This is a genomic window from Kitasatospora sp. NPDC058063 (assembly GCF_042885395.1).
GTDB lineage: Bacteria > Actinomycetota > Actinomycetes > Streptomycetales > Streptomycetaceae > Kitasatospora > Kitasatospora lactacystinica.
Window position 1 is genome coordinate 587,141 of sequence record NZ_JBHVSD010000001.1, and the last position, 14,901, is coordinate 602,041.

At 74.9% G+C, this 14,901-nt stretch carries 14 protein-coding genes; 6 read left to right on the forward strand and 8 right to left on the reverse strand.

From position 1 onward, the window contains the following. Positions 1–207: 207 nt before the first annotated feature. The 3 genes from ACFVUY_RS02710 (at position 208) to ACFVUY_RS02720 (ending at position 4,158) form a co-directional block, all read left to right on the forward strand. Positions 208–1,110 (forward strand): RNA polymerase sigma factor, encoded by a 903-nt coding sequence (locus tag ACFVUY_RS02710; RefSeq protein WP_387726894.1) that lies wholly within the window; start codon positions 208–210, stop codon positions 1,108–1,110. Further along, positions 1,107–2,207, forward strand: a complete 1,101-nt coding sequence (locus tag ACFVUY_RS02715) for a hypothetical protein (RefSeq protein ID WP_387726895.1) — start codon at positions 1,107–1,109, stop codon at positions 2,205–2,207. Before ACFVUY_RS02710 ends, ACFVUY_RS02715 begins: the two co-directional genes overlap by 4 nt. 361 nt (positions 2,208–2,568) lie before the next feature. After that, on the forward strand, positions 2,569–4,158 hold the full coding sequence (locus ACFVUY_RS02720; RefSeq protein WP_387689031.1) for a protein kinase: 1,590 nt from the start codon (positions 2,569–2,571) through the stop codon (positions 4,156–4,158). A gap of 281 nt (positions 4,159–4,439) precedes the next feature. Here the strand turns inward: ACFVUY_RS02720 and ACFVUY_RS02725 are convergent, their stop codons facing one another. From ACFVUY_RS02725 to ACFVUY_RS02750, 6 genes are all read right to left on the reverse strand, one after another. Next, positions 4,440–5,150 carry a class I SAM-dependent methyltransferase gene (locus ACFVUY_RS02725; protein ID WP_359910346.1) on the reverse strand — a complete coding sequence of 237 codons (711 nt, stop codon included), beginning with the start codon at positions 5,148–5,150 and terminating at the stop codon, positions 4,440–4,442. A gap of 325 nt (positions 5,151–5,475) precedes the next feature. Then, positions 5,476–5,997 carry an ion channel gene (locus ACFVUY_RS02730; protein WP_359910349.1) on the reverse strand — a complete coding sequence of 174 codons (522 nt, stop codon included), beginning with the start codon at positions 5,995–5,997 and terminating at the stop codon, positions 5,476–5,478. A 128-nt stretch (positions 5,998–6,125) separates the two neighbouring features. Continuing rightward, on the reverse strand, positions 6,126–7,502 hold the full coding sequence (locus tag ACFVUY_RS02735; protein WP_387726897.1) for a hypothetical protein: 1,377 nt from the start codon (positions 7,500–7,502) through the stop codon (positions 6,126–6,128). Between the two features lie 192 nt (positions 7,503–7,694). Then, positions 7,695–8,003: a Sec-independent protein translocase subunit TatA gene (tatA, locus tag ACFVUY_RS02740; protein ID WP_359910355.1), complete on the reverse strand. Its 309-nt coding sequence runs from the start codon at positions 8,001–8,003 to the stop codon at positions 7,695–7,697. 211 nt (positions 8,004–8,214) lie between these two features. Next, a complete protein-coding gene (locus ACFVUY_RS02745; protein ID WP_387689036.1) occupies positions 8,215–8,784 on the reverse strand; it encodes a methyltransferase family protein in 570 nt (189 codons plus the stop codon). A 287-nt stretch (positions 8,785–9,071) separates the two neighbouring features. Continuing rightward, a complete protein-coding gene (locus tag ACFVUY_RS02750) occupies positions 9,072–10,634 on the reverse strand; it encodes an MFS transporter (RefSeq protein WP_387726899.1) in 1,563 nt (520 codons plus the stop codon). A 113-nt stretch (positions 10,635–10,747) separates the two neighbouring features. Between ACFVUY_RS02750 and ACFVUY_RS02755 the strand changes: the two genes are divergently transcribed. Then, positions 10,748–11,407, forward strand: coding sequence for a TetR/AcrR family transcriptional regulator (locus ACFVUY_RS02755; RefSeq protein ID WP_387726901.1), 660 nt, complete (start codon positions 10,748–10,750; stop codon positions 11,405–11,407). Here ACFVUY_RS02755 and ACFVUY_RS02760 read toward each other — a convergent pair. After that, a complete protein-coding gene (locus ACFVUY_RS02760; RefSeq protein WP_359825923.1) occupies positions 11,397–11,714 on the reverse strand; it encodes a cupin in 318 nt (105 codons plus the stop codon). The genes ACFVUY_RS02755 and ACFVUY_RS02760 overlap by 11 nt on opposite strands. A 131-nt stretch (positions 11,715–11,845) precedes the next feature. On the opposite strand from ACFVUY_RS02760, the gene ACFVUY_RS02765 reads away from it, so the two are divergent. Beyond that, entirely contained in the window at positions 11,846–12,112 is a 267-nt protein-coding gene (locus tag ACFVUY_RS02765; RefSeq protein WP_359910370.1) for a hypothetical protein, read from the forward strand. Between the two features lie 78 nt (positions 12,113–12,190). On the opposite strand, the gene ACFVUY_RS02770 is transcribed toward ACFVUY_RS02765, so the two are convergent. Next, positions 12,191–13,348: an acyl-CoA dehydrogenase family protein gene (locus ACFVUY_RS02770; RefSeq protein ID WP_387689043.1), complete on the reverse strand. Its 1,158-nt coding sequence runs from the start codon at positions 13,346–13,348 to the stop codon at positions 12,191–12,193. Positions 13,349–13,643: 295 nt separating this feature from the next. Between ACFVUY_RS02770 and ACFVUY_RS02775 the strand changes: the two genes are divergently transcribed. Further along, a complete protein-coding gene (locus ACFVUY_RS02775) occupies positions 13,644–14,873 on the forward strand; it encodes a TetR family transcriptional regulator (protein WP_387726903.1) in 1,230 nt (409 codons plus the stop codon). The last annotated feature ends 28 nt before the right edge of the window (positions 14,874–14,901 follow it).

A 14,901-nucleotide genomic window follows, 5' to 3' on the forward strand; every position in this document is an offset into this window, starting at 1 on the left:
GGGTACGGCGGCCGACCGGGTGCTTCGGCGGACCCGGCATCGGGGCGGACCGTCGGCCCGGACTGCTTCGCCTACCGACAACGTAGGCCGGACGGGCCTGCCCGGGCCGTGGGCGAACGACAGCAGTCCTCGGGACCTTGGCCCCGGTCGCGGGCGGTCGTTCGGCCGGAGCCGAAGTGTTCGCCCGAATGGCGCATCATGTGGCGGGTGCAGAGTGCAGAGCGCCCCGGAGCGGGCACCGACGGACCCGTCGGCCGGTCCGGACCAGTCCCACCCGCCGGCCCGCCGCCGGGCCCGGCCCCCGCTCCTCCCCCCGACCTGACCGAGGCGGTCCGGGCCGCGCAGGCCGGGGACGAACAGGCGTTCCGGCTGCTGTTCCGGACCGTCCAGCCGGGCCTGCTGCGCTACCTGCGGGTGCTGGTCGGCGGCCGGCCGGAGGACGCGCAGGACGCCGAGGACATCGCCTCCGAGACCTGGCTGCAGATCGCCCGCGACCTGCGCGGCTTCTCCGGCGACGGGGACGGCTTCCGCGGATGGGCCGCCACCGTCGCCCGCCACCGCGCCCTTGACCACCTGCGCGCCCGGCGCCGCCGTCCGGTCACCGACCTGCCGTTCGAGCAACTGGTCGAGCTGGCGGCGGGGGACGACACCGCGCGTGCGGCGCTGACCACGGTCGGCACCGCCGACGCGCTGGCCCTGATCTCCCGGCTGCCGCGCGACCAGGCCGAGGCCGTGCTGCTGCGGGTGGTCATGGAGCTGGACGCGGAGAGCGCCGCCCGGGTGCTCGGCAAGCGGGCCGGCAGCGTCCGGATGGCCGCCCACCGGGGGCTGCGGCGGCTGGCCAAGCTGGTCGAGCCGCGCGCCTCCGGGATCGGCATCCCGGCGGCCCGGACCGGCGCGGCGACGGGCGGCGCCCAGGCCGGGGCCCAGACCGGACCGGGCGCCGGGGCCGCGGGGAACGCCGCCGGGGCCGCGGGGAACGCCGCCGGGGCGGCGGCCGGAGTGAGCGGGGGCGAGGCCGTCGGGCGACCCGTGGGGAAACCCGCGAGAAAAAGTTCTCCGCAGGGTGTGACAGAACGCCGGGCCGCGACGCTGAAGGACATGAGATGAGCACCAACCGATCCCGTCGGATCGACCGTGATGCCGCCGAGCAGCTGCTCGGTGGTGCCGTGGGCGGCCCGTCGGCCGGGCAGGACGCCTCGCTCACCGGACCGGACGGCGGTCCCGGGCAACTCGCCCGGGTGCTCGCCGCGGCCGCCGCCCCCGCGACGGCCGGCGAACTGGCCGGGGAGGAGGCCGCCCTGGCCGCGTTCCGGAAGGCGAGTCTCACGCCCGACCCGACAGTGACCCCCGTCCGGAGACGATCGATGGCAACCGCGGTGCTGGCCAGGGCCTTCAGTACGAAGGCCACCGCCGTCGTGCTCGGCACCACCGCGCTGTGCGGTGTCGCCGTCGCCGCCGGCACCGGCAACCTGCCGCCCGCGCTGGGCGGCGGCCCGTCCGCGCCGGAGCACAGGCTCTCGGGCCGGGACGCGGTCACCGGCCCGGCGTCCGGCCCGGCGGCCGTCGGGTCGTCCGCGGGCGCGGCCCCGTTCGGTGCCGTGGCGTCCGGTTCCGCCCGTCCGTCCGGCAGCGCCTCCGCCGGACCGCAGGCGGTCGTCCCGTCCGGCCCCGCGACGCCCGGCACCCCCTCGCCCGAGGGGCGCGGTGGCCGTTCGGCCGTCCCGCCCGCACTGCTCGGCCTCTGCACCGGCTTCGCCGACCGTACGGCCAAGGGCGACCGCCCGAGCCGACTGGCCGGCGAATCGCTGTACGGCCCGCTGGTCGCCGCGGCCGGTGGCGCGGACCGCGTGACGGACTACTGCCGGGCCGCTATCGACGACGAGGACGGCGAGGACGGCGACCACCAGGGCGCCACCGGCCCGGCGCGCGACCCCGGCCGCACCGGCAGCGGCAGCGGGGCGAACGCCGGATCCGGCAAGGGGAACACCGGCGGCGGCCGGACCGACGGAAGCGGCAACAGCAGCGGAAGCGGCAGCGGAAACGGGCGCGGCAACGCCAACGGCGGCAGCGACGGCGAGGACACCGGCGGCGCCGGTACCAGACCGGGCAAGTCCGGCGTGACCGCCCCGGCCGTCCCCAACGCGCAGGACGGCCGCCCGGACAAGCCCGACCGGACCGAGAACGAACAGTCGGCCGGGAGGTAGCCCCCCAGGACTCCGGGTGAGCGGCGAGCGACTCCCCCCGGGCTCGCCGCCCACCCGGAACAGCACCACCCGCACCACCCGTAGGACCGCACCACCCGCAGGAAGCAGTACCACCCGAAGACCCCGGGTGGCCGGTCGGCTCCCCCGTGCCCACCGGCCGCCCGGCCGGCCCGGAAACGTGCGGCCCGCCCGCCCGCAGTCAGGGCGGGCCGCACCCCCGTGCCGGCGGCCGGGGGACCGCTGCCCGGTCCCCCGACCGCCACCCTCCGCCCCTGGTCGGCGCGTTCGGCGGGGCGGCTATCGTGCACAGGTGCACGAGGCGGCCCGGGACCCCGGGCAGGGCACGTGAGGGGAGCTCCAGGTGATCGGACGGGCGCTGAACGGGCGTTACGAACTCGTCGACTTGCTCGGCGTCGGCGGGATGGCCACCGTCTGGCGCGGGACGGACCGGGTGCTGGGCCGTCAGGTGGCCGTCAAGGTCCTCAACGGCGGACTCGCCGACGACCCCCGCTTCGCCGAGCGCTTCAGCCGCGAGGCGCAGCACGCGGCCATGCTGGCGCACCCGAGGATCGTCATGGTCTTCGACTCGGGCGTGGACCAGGGCACCCCGTTCATCGTCATGGAGCTGGTCAGCGGTCGTTCGCTGGCCGCCCTGCTGGCGGAGCAGCAGGCGTTGCCGGTGGAGCGCGCCGTGGGCATCGCGGCGGCGGTCTGCGAGGCGCTGTCGGTCGCGCACGCGGCCGGGCTGGTGCACCGGGACATCAAGCCCGGGAACATCATGATCACCGATGACGGCGGGGTGAAGGTCGTCGACTTCGGCATCGCCAGGGCCGGGTCCTCCAGCAACCTGACCCAGACCGCGAGCGTGCTCGGCACGGCCGCCTACCTCTCGCCCGAACAGGCCACCGCCTCGGAACTGGACGGGCGGACGGACCTGTACGCGGTCGGCTGCGTGCTGACCGAGATGCTCACCGGCGCGACCCCGTTCACCGCCGAGACCCCGGTGGCGATCGCCTTCAAGCACGTCAGCGAGCAGCCGCTGCCGCCGTCCGTTCGCCGCCAGGGCCTGCCGCCCGCGCTGGACGCGGCGGTGCTGCGGCTGCTGGCCAAGAACCCGGCCGACCGCCCGGCCGACGCGGCCACCGCGCGGGCCGAACTCCTCGGCACCGTACCGGGGCTGATGGTCGCCGACCCGACGGCGGAGCTGCTCGCGAACGCGGGCGGGGCCGCCACCCAGCTGCTGCCGCCGGTGCCCCACTTCCCGGCGCCGAACCAGCAGCACACCACCGTGCTGCCGCCCCAGCCGCCGGCCGCCACCTCGGTGATGGCGCCGATCCCCGCCCCGGCGGCTCCCGCCTACGTCCCGGTCCCGAGGCCCGGGCCCGCGCCCGGGAACACGGCTGCCCGCAGCAGGCGGAAGCCGCTGGTGTTCGGGGCGTTGGGCGTGGTGGGCCTGGCCGGCGTCACCGCGCTCGCCCTCACCGCCTTCGACGAGCCGGCCGGCAACGCGGCCGCCGCCAAGCCCGCCGCGGCCACCGCCCCGTCCACCGCCCCGGTCGCGACGCCCACCCCGAAGGCCTCCGCGGCCTCGGCGGCGCCCACCAGCAGCTCGGCGGCGCCGTCCGCGCCCCCGGCCCCCACTCAGGCCGTCCCGCGCAACCAGCCCGCAGCGCTGCAGATCCAGGCCTTCCGCCAGGCCGTCGCCCAGGCCCAGGTCGGCAGGGAGCGGGACAAACAGACCGACCTGTTGAGGATCCTCGACACCACCGCCGCGCGCCTCAACGAGGGCAACCCGGACGACGCCGCGCAGGAGCTCAAGGACGCCCAGAAGGTGGTCAAGGACATGGGCAAGAAGCACGCCATCGACGTCCCGACGTACGCCAACTGGAACGCCCGCCTCTCGGCCCTGTTCGCCACCCTGCACACCGCCGTCGATCTCCAGGACGACTGACGGGCCCGGCCGCCTGCCACCGGCTACCGGCTCCGGCCGTCAGCTGCCGGCTTCGCGGAGGCGGACTCGTGTCCTTCGCCGCGGGTGAGGGTTCCATCGTGAGTGCACAGCACTGTCCACAGCCTGTGGACAGTGCTGTGGGCCGATCACGCCGACCACGCCGACCGCACCGACCGCGGCGGCCCCGGCAGCCGAGGGGCGAGGGCACGGGAAGTCGGCCCGGCCGACTTCCCGTGCGACGGAGGCCCCGCGAACCGGCCGGCGGAAACCCCCGGGGGCGCCTACCGGGCGGCGGTGACGGGCTTGCGGGCCCGGGTCAGCAGGGAGACGCCCGGCAGGCCCTGGACGGGCAGGTAGCGCTCGGCGGCGATCACCGTGCTGAGCGCGGTGTTGATGAAGGCCGGAACGTCGTCCAGGTCGCTGCCGGTGCTCTTCTTCCGGCGCCAGGCGGCGGCCGGGCGGAGCAGGACGTTCCAGCTGTCCAGGGTCTCCATGGTGAAGCCGCTGCCGACGATCACCTCGCGCAGGGTGTCGCGGGTGTAGCGGCGGACGTGGCCGACCGCGACGTCGTGCGCCGACCAGAGCCTCATGTCGCTCGGCACCGCGATGAGTGCCACCCCGCCGGGGCGCAGCACCCGGTGGATCTCGGCCATCGCCGCGTCGTCCTCCTCGATGTGCTCCAGCACGTCGAAGGCGACCACCAGGTCGATCGCGCCGTCGGCGACCGGGAGCCTGCGGGCGTCGGCCCGCATCACGGTGAGCCCGCGGTCGCGGGCCACCTGGGCGCCCTCCTCCCCGTACTCGATCGCGATCGGCTTCCAGCCGTTCGCCCTCAGCACCCGGGTGTTGCCACCGCCCGCGGCCCCGATGTCCAGCGCGGTGCCCGCCTTGCTGAACTTGGCGAGCTCCCGGCCCAGCAGTATCCGCCGCTCCTTGTACCACCAGTGCCGGTCTTCGAGCTCGGCGAGCTTGCGTACCTCATGACCTTCCACGGACCCTCCCGGACTTCTTCGTCTCCCTGGCCGCCGCGGAACGCGTCGTCCGGCCGAGCGAAAACATGAGAATTTTGTGAGGTCACTTTACGGGTACGGCGTTCTCGCGGATCCGGGCAGCCCGGTTGGCCGGAGCGTGGTGCCGGCCGGGTGCCGGCGCTCGACCCGCTGCCCTCGGCGGGGCGGCCGGTGTGGAGCCAACTACCAAAGAACTAAAGAATTTTGACGGATTGTCGGAAAGGCATTTCGGTGGGGTGGGTGCAGGGGTGCCGACGGGGTGGGCACAGGGGTGCCGGGCGGACGCCCGCTGCCGTCCGCGCCGGCCTCAGTCCTGCCGTCGGATCCGTCGCTCCACGTTCCCCCGGACCGCCCGGGACGCCGTTCCGGCCGCCGCCGCGAGGAACACGAAGTTGTACCCGATCTGCAGCACCACCACGAGGCGCGCCGTCTGCCCGGCCGGGGTGATGTCCCCGTACCCGACCGTCGCCATCGTCACCACGGTGAAGTACAGCGCGTCCAGCCGGGTCTCCAGCCCGGCGAACTCCGACTTGTGCGCGCCCATCACGTAGTACGTCCCCGCGAAGATGGTCAGCGCCAGGAAGATGAGGAAGGCCAGCCAGACCACCGGCCGCTTGGCCGTTCCCCGCATCACCCCGACGATCTTGGCCAGCATCAGCCAGGTCAGCCCGACCAGCGCCCCCGCGAACACCAGCCAGCTCAGCACCGGCCGGCGCTCGCCGAGCCACTCCAGGGGCAGCGTGAAGTACCCGACCATCAGCAGCGTCGACGCGATCAGCAGCCAGAGCCAGGCCCGCAGGTCGGCAGGGGGTGGAGGGTTCTCGGACATCCCGCCCAGCCTCCCCGGGCCCGGGCCCGTCCGCTCGCCCGCCTGGTCCGATCGGGCGAGCCCCCGCGCCGCCGACGCCGGAAGGCCCCGCAGGCCCCGGCAGGCCCCGCGCCCCGGGTGGCCGCCCCTCAGGCCGAGGCCCCGGCTCCTTCCCCGGGCTGCCCCGCCCGGTCCTGCCCCGGCGCGTCCAGCAGCTCCAGCACCGCCAGGACGGCGAGCAGCCCGAGCGCCAGGCAGAGCGTCACCAGCACCGTCGGGTGGCTCCACAGCACGAAGGCCAGCGCCGTGAGGGCGACCGCCAGCCAGCCCAGCGGGGCCTTCCAGCGGTGGACGAACCGGCCGACCGGCCCGAGCCGCAGTCCGGCCCGTGCGGCCACCCGCCGTACCGCGCCCAGCCCGGCGCGCCAGCCGCCCCGGACGGTGCGCGCCCACCGTCCGGGGCCGATCACCCAGGCGCCGAGGGCGACGAGCAGGCCGAGGGTGACCACCACCCGGACGGCCGAGCGCAGGTACCGTACCAGGGTGTCGTACACCGCCCGGGCGGCCGCCTGGTCGACATCGGCCGGGAGCCGGTCCAGGTAGACGGCCCGGAACGCGCTCAGCCCGATGCCCAGCAGCAGCGCCCCGCCCGCCATGCCGAGGGCCGTCGCCACCACCGCCCGGCGGCGCCGGGTCGCGAGCAGCACACCGCCGAGCGCGCAGGCCCCGGCCAGCACCGGCACCCAGAAGCCGGCCAGGTCCAGGACCCGCAGGGTGGTGCGGACCTCGGGGAGGGCGTCGGACCGCACCAGCGGGTAGGAGGTGTGGATCTCCGGGATCCGGGAGGCCAGCGGGAGCCCCTGGTCCACCAGCGCGGACTTCACCCGGGCGATCACCGGGGCGAGGTCGAGCACCACGGTGTCGTCGTGCACCTCGACGGCGCCGCCGCCCTGCCCGGTCACCATCTTCTCGACCGCGGCGTGGGCGTCCCGGTTGACGTCCGTCCAGAGGGTGACGAAGGCGTCGCTGTTCACGAGCCGTTCGACCTGGGCGTGGACGAGGCTGCCGAGTCCGTCGTCCAGGGCTTGGCCGATGCCGCCCAGCAGGGCGCCGAGCTTGGGCCGGTCGTCCGGGGCGAGGCCGTCGAGCAGCGAGTCGAGCGGGAGCTTCTTCATGATCTCGGCGGTCACCCGGTCGGTGACGGCCGCCTTGATCCTGGGGTCCTCGGCCAGCGGGGCCATCGTCGCGAGGTAGCGGTCGGTGTCGCTGATCTCGGACCGTGCCCAGAGCGCGAGGGCGCCGAGCGGGGTGAGCGCGCAGGCCAGCACGATCAGGAGGGCGGCGAGGAAGGAGCGCACCCGGTGCCGGGGCGGTGGGCGGTCCGCCGGGGGCGCGGCCGGCCCGGCGGCCAACTGTTCGGCGAGCCGTGCCTCCTGGGCCTCGACGGCGCTCAGCCGGGCCCGCAGCTCGGCCAGTTCGTCACCGGGCCCGCCCTCGGGCCCGGCGCCGGGTCGGTCGGTCGGCATGCCGGGCGCTCCGTTCCTCCGGTGGGTGCGTACCAGGAGACAACGGATCAGATCGGACGGCCAGTCGGGAAGGGCGGTGGCCGGAGCGGGCCCGGAACGGCTCGGGTCGGCCCCGGAACGGCTCAGGACGGCCCCGGAACGCGGAAAGCCCCTGGTGGTTCACCAGGGGCTTTCCGGAGGAAGGGGGCGGACTCAGGCGGTCGTCTCGGGCCGCTTGGTCTCGGTCGCCTTGGTCACGTTGGTCGGCGTGACGGCCGGGCGGTCGGCGCTCTGCTGGGGAGCGGTGGCGCCCTGCTGAGGAGCGGCGGTGCTCTGCGCGGTGCCGGCCGCGGCGTCCGCCGGGGTGTCGTCCTCGCGCATGGCCTTCGTCTCGGCCTTCAGGATGCGCATGGACTTGCCCAGGCCACGGGCCATCTCGGGCAGCTTCTTCGATCCGAACAGCAGGATTACGACCGCCAGCACCACGAGAATGTGCCAGGGCTCAAGACCGTTCCGCAGCATCCCTGGCCACCGGTCCCTTCTTGTCAGGAGTCATGGCGGGCGCTAGCGCCCGTGCTGGCCAGTATGCCTGTACCTGACGGCGAACGGATACACCAGCCGGGAAACGCTGGCCAAAAACCAGGTGCCGTTCGAGCGGATCGCGAGCGCGGCGGCACCGGCCCGGCCGGACGCGGGTGCCGAAGTTCACACCCGGCCGACCGCGTCGGGGCCTTCAGTGGACGAACGGCACCATGCGCTTCGTCACCCGGCGGTACTGCGCGTACTCGCTCCCGAAGGCGTCCAGCAGCAGCCGCTCCTCGGCGGAGATCCGCCAGCCGTACGCGGCGAGCAGCAGGGCCGCGACCACCAGGGCGGCCGCCCAGCTGCCGGTGCCGACCGCGTAGCCGACCCAGACCAGCAGGCTGCCGGCATACCCGGGGTGCCGGATCAGCCGGTACGGGCCGGTGCGGACCAGGCACTGGGTGTCCACGGTGCGCAGGGTGCGCGTGTAGTAGCGGCCCAGGGTGCGCATGCCCCAGGCCCGCAGCGCCAGCCCGGCGACCACCAGGGCCACCCCGAACCAGGCGGCCCAGGAGGGCAGTTCGCCGATCCCGGCGCGGTCGAACAGCACCACGACCAGGACCGACAGGGCGTAGCAGCCGAGCAGCAGCCGGGTGGACCCGCGGTCGCGGCGGTCGGCGTGCCAGGTGCCGGCGGCGGTGTCCTCGCGTCGGCGCAGCAGCAGCTCGTAGGCGACCCAGCAGAGGACGCCGAGGAGGGAGAGGAGGGCGGGCAGGGACATGAGGGGCTCCCGGCGGTCGGATCCGAGGTGTGCTTCCACGGTCCTCCCGGCGGGCGGCCGGTACACGCACCCGGGGGTGGACCCGGCGCGGTCCACCCCCGGGTGGAGGCGCGGCGCGGGGCCGCGCGGGCGTTCGGCGGGACCGCTGCGCGGGGGCGGGGGGCGACTCCCGGGACAGCTCCCGGGGCAGCGGCTCCCTGGACGGCGGAGAGCCCCCGCCCGGGATGGGCGGGGGCTCTCGATGACTCGCGTGGATCGGGCCGGACGGGCCGGACGGGTCGGACGGGTCAGGCGGCGGCGGGCTCCGGAGCGGGTTCCGGGGCGGCGGCGGGGGCGGCGGCCGGGAGGTGGCGCATCAGGCGGTAGGCCAGGACGGCGGCACCCAGGGCGAAGACCAGGCCGACCACGGCCGCGACGTGCAGGCCGTCGGTGAAGGCGGCGCGGGTGGTCTCCAGCAGGTCGGCGCCGAGCCGGCCGGGCAGGTGGGCGGCGACGGTGACCGCTCCGCCGAGGGTGTCCTGGGCGGTCCGGGCGGCCTCGCCGTCGACGCCGGCCGGGAGGGCGCCGTCCAGCCGGTGGCGGTAGACCGCGGCGCCGGCCGCGCCGAGCAGGGCGATGCCGAGCGAGCTGCCGAGCTCGACGGCGGTCTCGGAGGTGGCGGAGGCGGCGCCGGCCTGCTCGACCGGGGCGGCGGAGACGACCATCTCGGCGGTCATCGTCATGGTGCCGACCGTCCCGGCGGCCAGCACGCCGGCCGCGGTGAGGATGAGCGCCAGCGGGGAGTGCGGGCCGACCAGGGTCATCATCGCGAAGCCCGCCGAGCCGACCAGGAAGCCGCCGCCCATCAGTACCGCCGGGCGGACCTTCCCGGCCAGCGCCGAGCTGGTCCCGACCGCGGCGCCGACGCCCAGGCTCGGCACCAGCGACCAGAGCGAGGCGGTCAGCGGGCTCATGCCCTTGACCAGCTGGAGGTACTGCGAGGTGAAGAGGGAGAAGCCCATCATCGCGAACATCGCGATGCTGTTGACGCTGATCGCGCCGCTGAAGGTGCGGATCCGGAACAGGCTCAGGTCGAGCAGCGGGTTCGCGGCGGTGCGCTGGCGCCGCACGAAGGCGCCGGCCAGCAGCAGTCCGGCGGCGACGGCCAGTCCGGGCAGCAGGCTCCAGCCCTCGACGGCGATCGTCTTGACTCCGTAGACCAGCGGCAGGATCGCGGCCAGCGACAGCACGGCGCCGAGCAGGTCGAAGCGGCCGGTGCGGCCGGTGGAGCGGTACTCGGGGAGCAGGACGGGCGCGGCCAGCAGCACCAGGGCCATCACCGGGACGGCGAGCAGGAAGGCCGAGCCCCACCAGAAGTGCTCCAGCAGGAGCCCGCCGGCGACCGGGCCGAGGGTGGCCCCGGCGGTGAGGATGCCGCCCCAGGCGCCGAGCGCGATCTGCCGCTGCTTGGGGTCGTGGAACATGTTGCGGATCAGCGCGAGGGTCGAGGGCATCACGGTGGCCCCGGCGGCGCCGAGCAGCGCACGCGCCGCGATCAGCTGGTCGGCGTCGTGCGACCAGGTGGCCAGCAGCGAGGCGCCCGCGAAGCCGGCGGCGCCGATCATCAGCAGTCGGCGGCGGCCGATCCGGTCGCCCAGCGCGCCCATCGTGATGAGCAGTCCGGCCAGCAGGAACGAGTACATGTCCATGATCCACAGCTGCTGGGTGCCGCTCGGCGCCAGCGTGGTGGAGATGTACGGGACGGCGAAGAAGAGCACGCCCATGTCCATGGTGAGGACGAGGGTCGGGAGCAGGAGGACGGCCAGGCCGATCCATTCGCGACGGCCTGCGCGGCCGGTGGTTGCGGTCATGGGGAAGACGGTACGGATGACTCAGACGCTTGTCTAGTACGTATGTACAAGACGGACGAGCGAGTAAGACGAATGTGCGAGACATTCGTCCATGGCTTCCGTAGGATCGGGGCATGGGAAACCGCGAAGACCTGATGGGCGGCGCCAAGCGCTGCCTGTACGAGAAGGGCTACGGCCGCACCACCGCCCGCGACATCGCGACCGCCTCCGGCGTCAGCCTGGCCGCGATCGGCTACCACTTCGGCTCGAAGGACGCGCTGCTCAACGCGGCGATGATCGAGGCGATCGGGGAGATGGGGGAGGCCCTGGGCGCGGTGGTGATCGCCGCCAACCAGGTGTCGGACGACCCGGAGGTGCGCTTCGCGGCCGTCTGGGACGGCCTGCGGGACGTCTTCGTCGAGCACCGCGGGCTCTGGGCGGCCCAGTTCGAGGCGCTCGCCCAGGCGGGGCACGCCCCCGACCTGGCGGACGCCTTCGCGGCGGCGCAGAAGGAGGGCCGGCTCGGACTGGCCGCGGTGTTCCAGGGGCTGCCCGAGGTGCCGGACACCGCGGAGGAGGTCGCCCGCGGATCCTTCTACCAGACCCTGCTGGCCGGCTACTGCGCCCAGTGGCTGGCCGCGCCCGAGCTCGCGCCCGGCGGGCAGGACTTCCTGCGCGGACTGCGGCTGGTCAGCGACAGCGTGTTCGCCCCCGTGGAGCCCTCGCCCGCTACGGAGCCCTCGCCCGCTACGGAGCCCTCAGTCGTTACGGAGTCCTCTCCCGCTACGCGGTGACGGCGGTCAGCAGCACCACCGAGTCGACGTGCGCCAGCAGCCCGTGCCGCTCCTGCGGGACGGGCTCCAGGTGCCCGGCCGGCAGTTCCAGCCGCCGGCCGGCGATGGTCAGTGACACCCGGCCGCGCAGCACCTGGACGCTGCCCGCGGTGGGCGGGTTGTGCTCGTCCAGCGTGGTGCCCGCGGTCAGCGCGATCACGGTCTGCCGCAGGATCCCGTCGTGCAGGACCAAGTGGGCGCTGCGCCCGTGCGGGCTCTCCGCCGCCCGGGCGGCGTGCTCCACGGCGAGCTGTTCGAGATCGGGCACCGTGCCTCCTCCTGGCTCCGGGCGCACTCCGTGAGCCCAGGGTCGCGGACGCCCGCGCGCCCCGCACCCGGAGGTAACGCGGCCGGGCGGTCCGAGGTGCAGGCTCCGCCGACTGCCCGCATCGTGGAGGCATGGCGACCAACGACAGAGTCATTTCCGGGTTCCAGGTCAACCGCCCGCTGCTGACCGGCGGCGTGGCGCTCACCGCGATCGGCACGCTGCTCAGCGCGACCGGGACAGTGGTGGTGTGCGCGGCGCTGATCGCGGCCGGCCGCAGCTGGGTGCGCGGTCTGGACACCCCGCCGACCGCGCTCGCCCAGCGGGCCCTGCGGGAGGCGAAGGTGGCGTCCAACGCGGGCTGGGAGGCCTGGCGCGCCGAGCACAGCTCACCGAACTAGCCCGCCCGCCGGGCCGGCGAACAGCGGGGCGGGCCGCCGCGGAAGGGCGGCCCGCCGTGCCGTCGGACCCGAACGGCCCTACAGGCCCAGCGACTTGGCGATGATGCTGCGCATGACCTCGCTGGTGCCGCCGTAGATCCGGAACACCCGGTTGTCGGTGTAGAGCCGGGCGATCGGGTACTCCAGGATGTAGCCGTAACCGCCGTGCAACTGGAGGCACTTGTCGATCACCGTGGAGGCCGACTCGGTGCAGAACAGCTTCGCCGCGGCCGCGTCCGCGACGGTCAGCTCGCCCTGCTGGTACAGCTCCAGTGCCCGGTCCACCATCGACTGCTGCGCCACCACCTGGGACTCGCAGTCGGCCAGGGTGAACTTGGTGTTCTGGAACTCGGCCACCGCCTTGCCGAACACCTTGCGGTCCTTGACGTACTGGACCGCGAACCGCACCGCCGCCGCGGCCGCCGCGTACGCGCCGACGGCGATCGCCAGCCGCTCCTGCACCAGGTTGTGGGTCAGGTAGGAGAAGGCCCTGCCCTCCTCGCCGAGCAGGTTCTCCACCGGCACCCGGACGTCGCTGAACGCCAGCTCGGCGGTGTCCGAGGTGCGCAGGCCGATCTTCTGGAGCTTGCGGCCGACGGTGTAGCCCGCGGAGGCGGTGTCCACGCAGAGGATGGACAGCCCGGCCCGACGGTTCTCCGGGTCGTACGGGGCGGTGCGGCAGACCACCAGGACGAGATCGGCCAGCACGCCGCCGGTGATGAAGGTCTTGGCGCCGTTCAGGACGTAGTGGGTGCCGTCCTCGGAGAGCCGCGCGGTGGTGGAGATGCCCGCGAGGTCGGAGCCGGCGCCCGGCTCGGTCATCGCGATCGCGGTCATGATGTCGCCGGAGACGAAACCGGGGAGCCAGCGCCGCTTCTGCTCCTCGTTCGCGTACTCCAGCAGGTACGGCAGCACCAGGCCGGTGTGCACGCCGGAGGAGCCGAAGCTCACGCCCGCCCGGGCGGTCTCCTCGGCGATCACCGCCTGGTACTTGAAGCCGCTCTCGCCCGCGCCGCCGTACTCCTCAGGCACCTCGATGCCGTAGACGCCGAGTTCGCCGAGCTGCCGGTAGAAGTCGCGCGGCGGGTGACCGTCGGCCTCCCAGCTCTCGTAGACCGGGACGACCTCGTTGGCGATGAAGTCCCGGATGGTCTCCCGGAAGGCCTCGTGGTCCTCGTTGAACACGGTGCGGCGCACGGCGGTGCTCCCTTCGACGGCGCCGGCCGGGGCTGCCGGCCGGGGCGGAACCTGCCTGGTGGTGGCTCCACAAGTTAATCCGGGGTAGCTTCGGCTGTCCAGACTCGGCCGGGCACGGAAAGCCGGTGGGGAGCACGGTCTGCGGGGGTGCGAAGTGAATCCTTGCTAGCCTTCCGTCGACGCCGGTCACGGTTCAGTTCCAGAGGCCGGCGCCGTTCCGGAGGCCGGCGTGGTGCCGGGCCGGTGCGGGACCAGTGCCGGGCCGGTGCCCGGCCGAAGGGGAGGGAGGCTCGCCATGGTCGTCCGACGGCCGCCCGGGCGGCGCGCCCAGATCCTGGCCGTGGCCGCCGACCGCTTCCACCGCAGCGGCTACCACCAGGTCTCGATGACCGAGGTCGCCGCCGGCGTCGGCATCACCGCGCCCGCGCTCTACCGGCACTTCCGCGGCAAGCCCGAACTGCTGGACCGGGCCGTCCGCTTGGGCCTGGACGCACTCGCCGAAGGCCTGCGCCCGGCCCGCACCACCGCCGACCTCGGCGCCGCGCTGGCCGCCGTCGCCGTCGGCCACCGCCCGCTCGGCACCCTGGTGCAGCGCGACGCCCGGCTGCTGCCGCCGGCCCGGCGGGCGGCGCTGCGCCGTGAACTGCGCGCCGACGTCGCCCTGATGGTCGCGGTGCTGCGCGTGGAACGGCCGGAACTCGCCGCCGGGGACGCCGAGTTGCTCTGCTGGTCGGCGCTCTCGGCCTGCGCCGGGCTGTCCTACCAGTCGGCGGTGCCGCAGCCCCGACGGGCCGAGGCGCTGCTGCGCGGGATGGTCGCCGCCGTCCTGGCGGTCCCCCTGGACGGGACGGACGCGGGGCCCTGCGCCGGGCCGGTGCCGGCGGCCCCGGAGTCCGCCTCCGGGGCAGTGCCGGTGGCGCCGGAGACCGCCTCGGGGCCGGTGCCGGAGCCCAGGCCGCGGGCGCGCCGGGAGGAGCTGCTCGCGGCGGCCGTCCGGCTGTTCCACCAGCGCGGCTTCGACAACGTCAGCACCGACCAACTCGGCGCCGCCGTCGGCATATCCGGCCCCAGCGTGTACCGGCACTTCGACAGCAAGGCCGAGCTGCTCGCCGCCTCACTGGTGCGCAGCCGCGAGCGGCTCTGGCACGAGGTGGACGGCGCGATCACGGCCGCCGCCGGGCCGGGGGAGGCGCTGGAGGCCGGGCTGGGCGCGTACGTCGGCTTCGCGCTGCGCAACGGGGACTACCTGGGCGCCATGCTGAGCGAGACGGAGCGGCTGGCCCCGCCGGACCGCCGGGCCGCGGTGGACTTCCGGCGGGACTTCCTGCGCACCTGGGTCGGCCTGCTGCGGCAGGTGCACCCCGGGCTCGACCCGGCGGCCGCCCGGATCCGGGTGCACGCGCTGTTCGCGCTGGTCAACGACGGGGTGCGGAACCGTCCCCACAGCACCAGGCCGGACCTCGGGGACTGCCTGCTGCGGCTCGGCCGGGCGGTGCTGGGGACGTCCGGGGGAGGGGCGCTCTAGCGGTTTCACCAGTGCGGTGGACGAACTC

Excerpts from the sequence above, each read along its gene's own strand:
- ACFVUY_RS02730 (WP_359910349.1), bottom strand. The coding sequence starts at position 5,997 with ATGTCCGAGAACCCTCCACCCCCTGCCGACCTGCGGGCCTGGCTCTGG.
- ACFVUY_RS02750 (WP_387726899.1), bottom strand. The coding sequence starts at position 10,634 with ATGACCGCAACCACCGGCCGCGCAGGCCGTCGCGAATGGATCGGCCTG.
- ACFVUY_RS02755 (WP_387726901.1), top strand. The coding sequence starts at position 10,748 with ATGGGAAACCGCGAAGACCTGATGGGCGGCGCCAAGCGCTGCCTGTAC.
- ACFVUY_RS02735 (WP_387726897.1), bottom strand. The coding sequence starts at position 7,502 with ATGCCGACCGACCGACCCGGCGCCGGGCCCGAGGGCGGGCCCGGTGAC.
- ACFVUY_RS02745 (WP_387689036.1), bottom strand. The coding sequence starts at position 8,784 with ATGTCCCTGCCCGCCCTCCTCTCCCTCCTCGGCGTCCTCTGCTGGGTC.
- ACFVUY_RS02765 (WP_359910370.1), top strand. The coding sequence starts at position 11,846 with ATGGCGACCAACGACAGAGTCATTTCCGGGTTCCAGGTCAACCGCCCG.
- ACFVUY_RS02715 (WP_387726895.1), top strand. The coding sequence starts at position 1,107 with ATGAGCACCAACCGATCCCGTCGGATCGACCGTGATGCCGCCGAGCAG.
- tatA (WP_359910355.1), bottom strand. The coding sequence starts at position 8,003 with ATGCTGCGGAACGGTCTTGAGCCCTGGCACATTCTCGTGGTGCTGGCG.
- ACFVUY_RS02775 (WP_387726903.1), top strand. The coding sequence starts at position 13,644 with ATGGTCGTCCGACGGCCGCCCGGGCGGCGCGCCCAGATCCTGGCCGTG.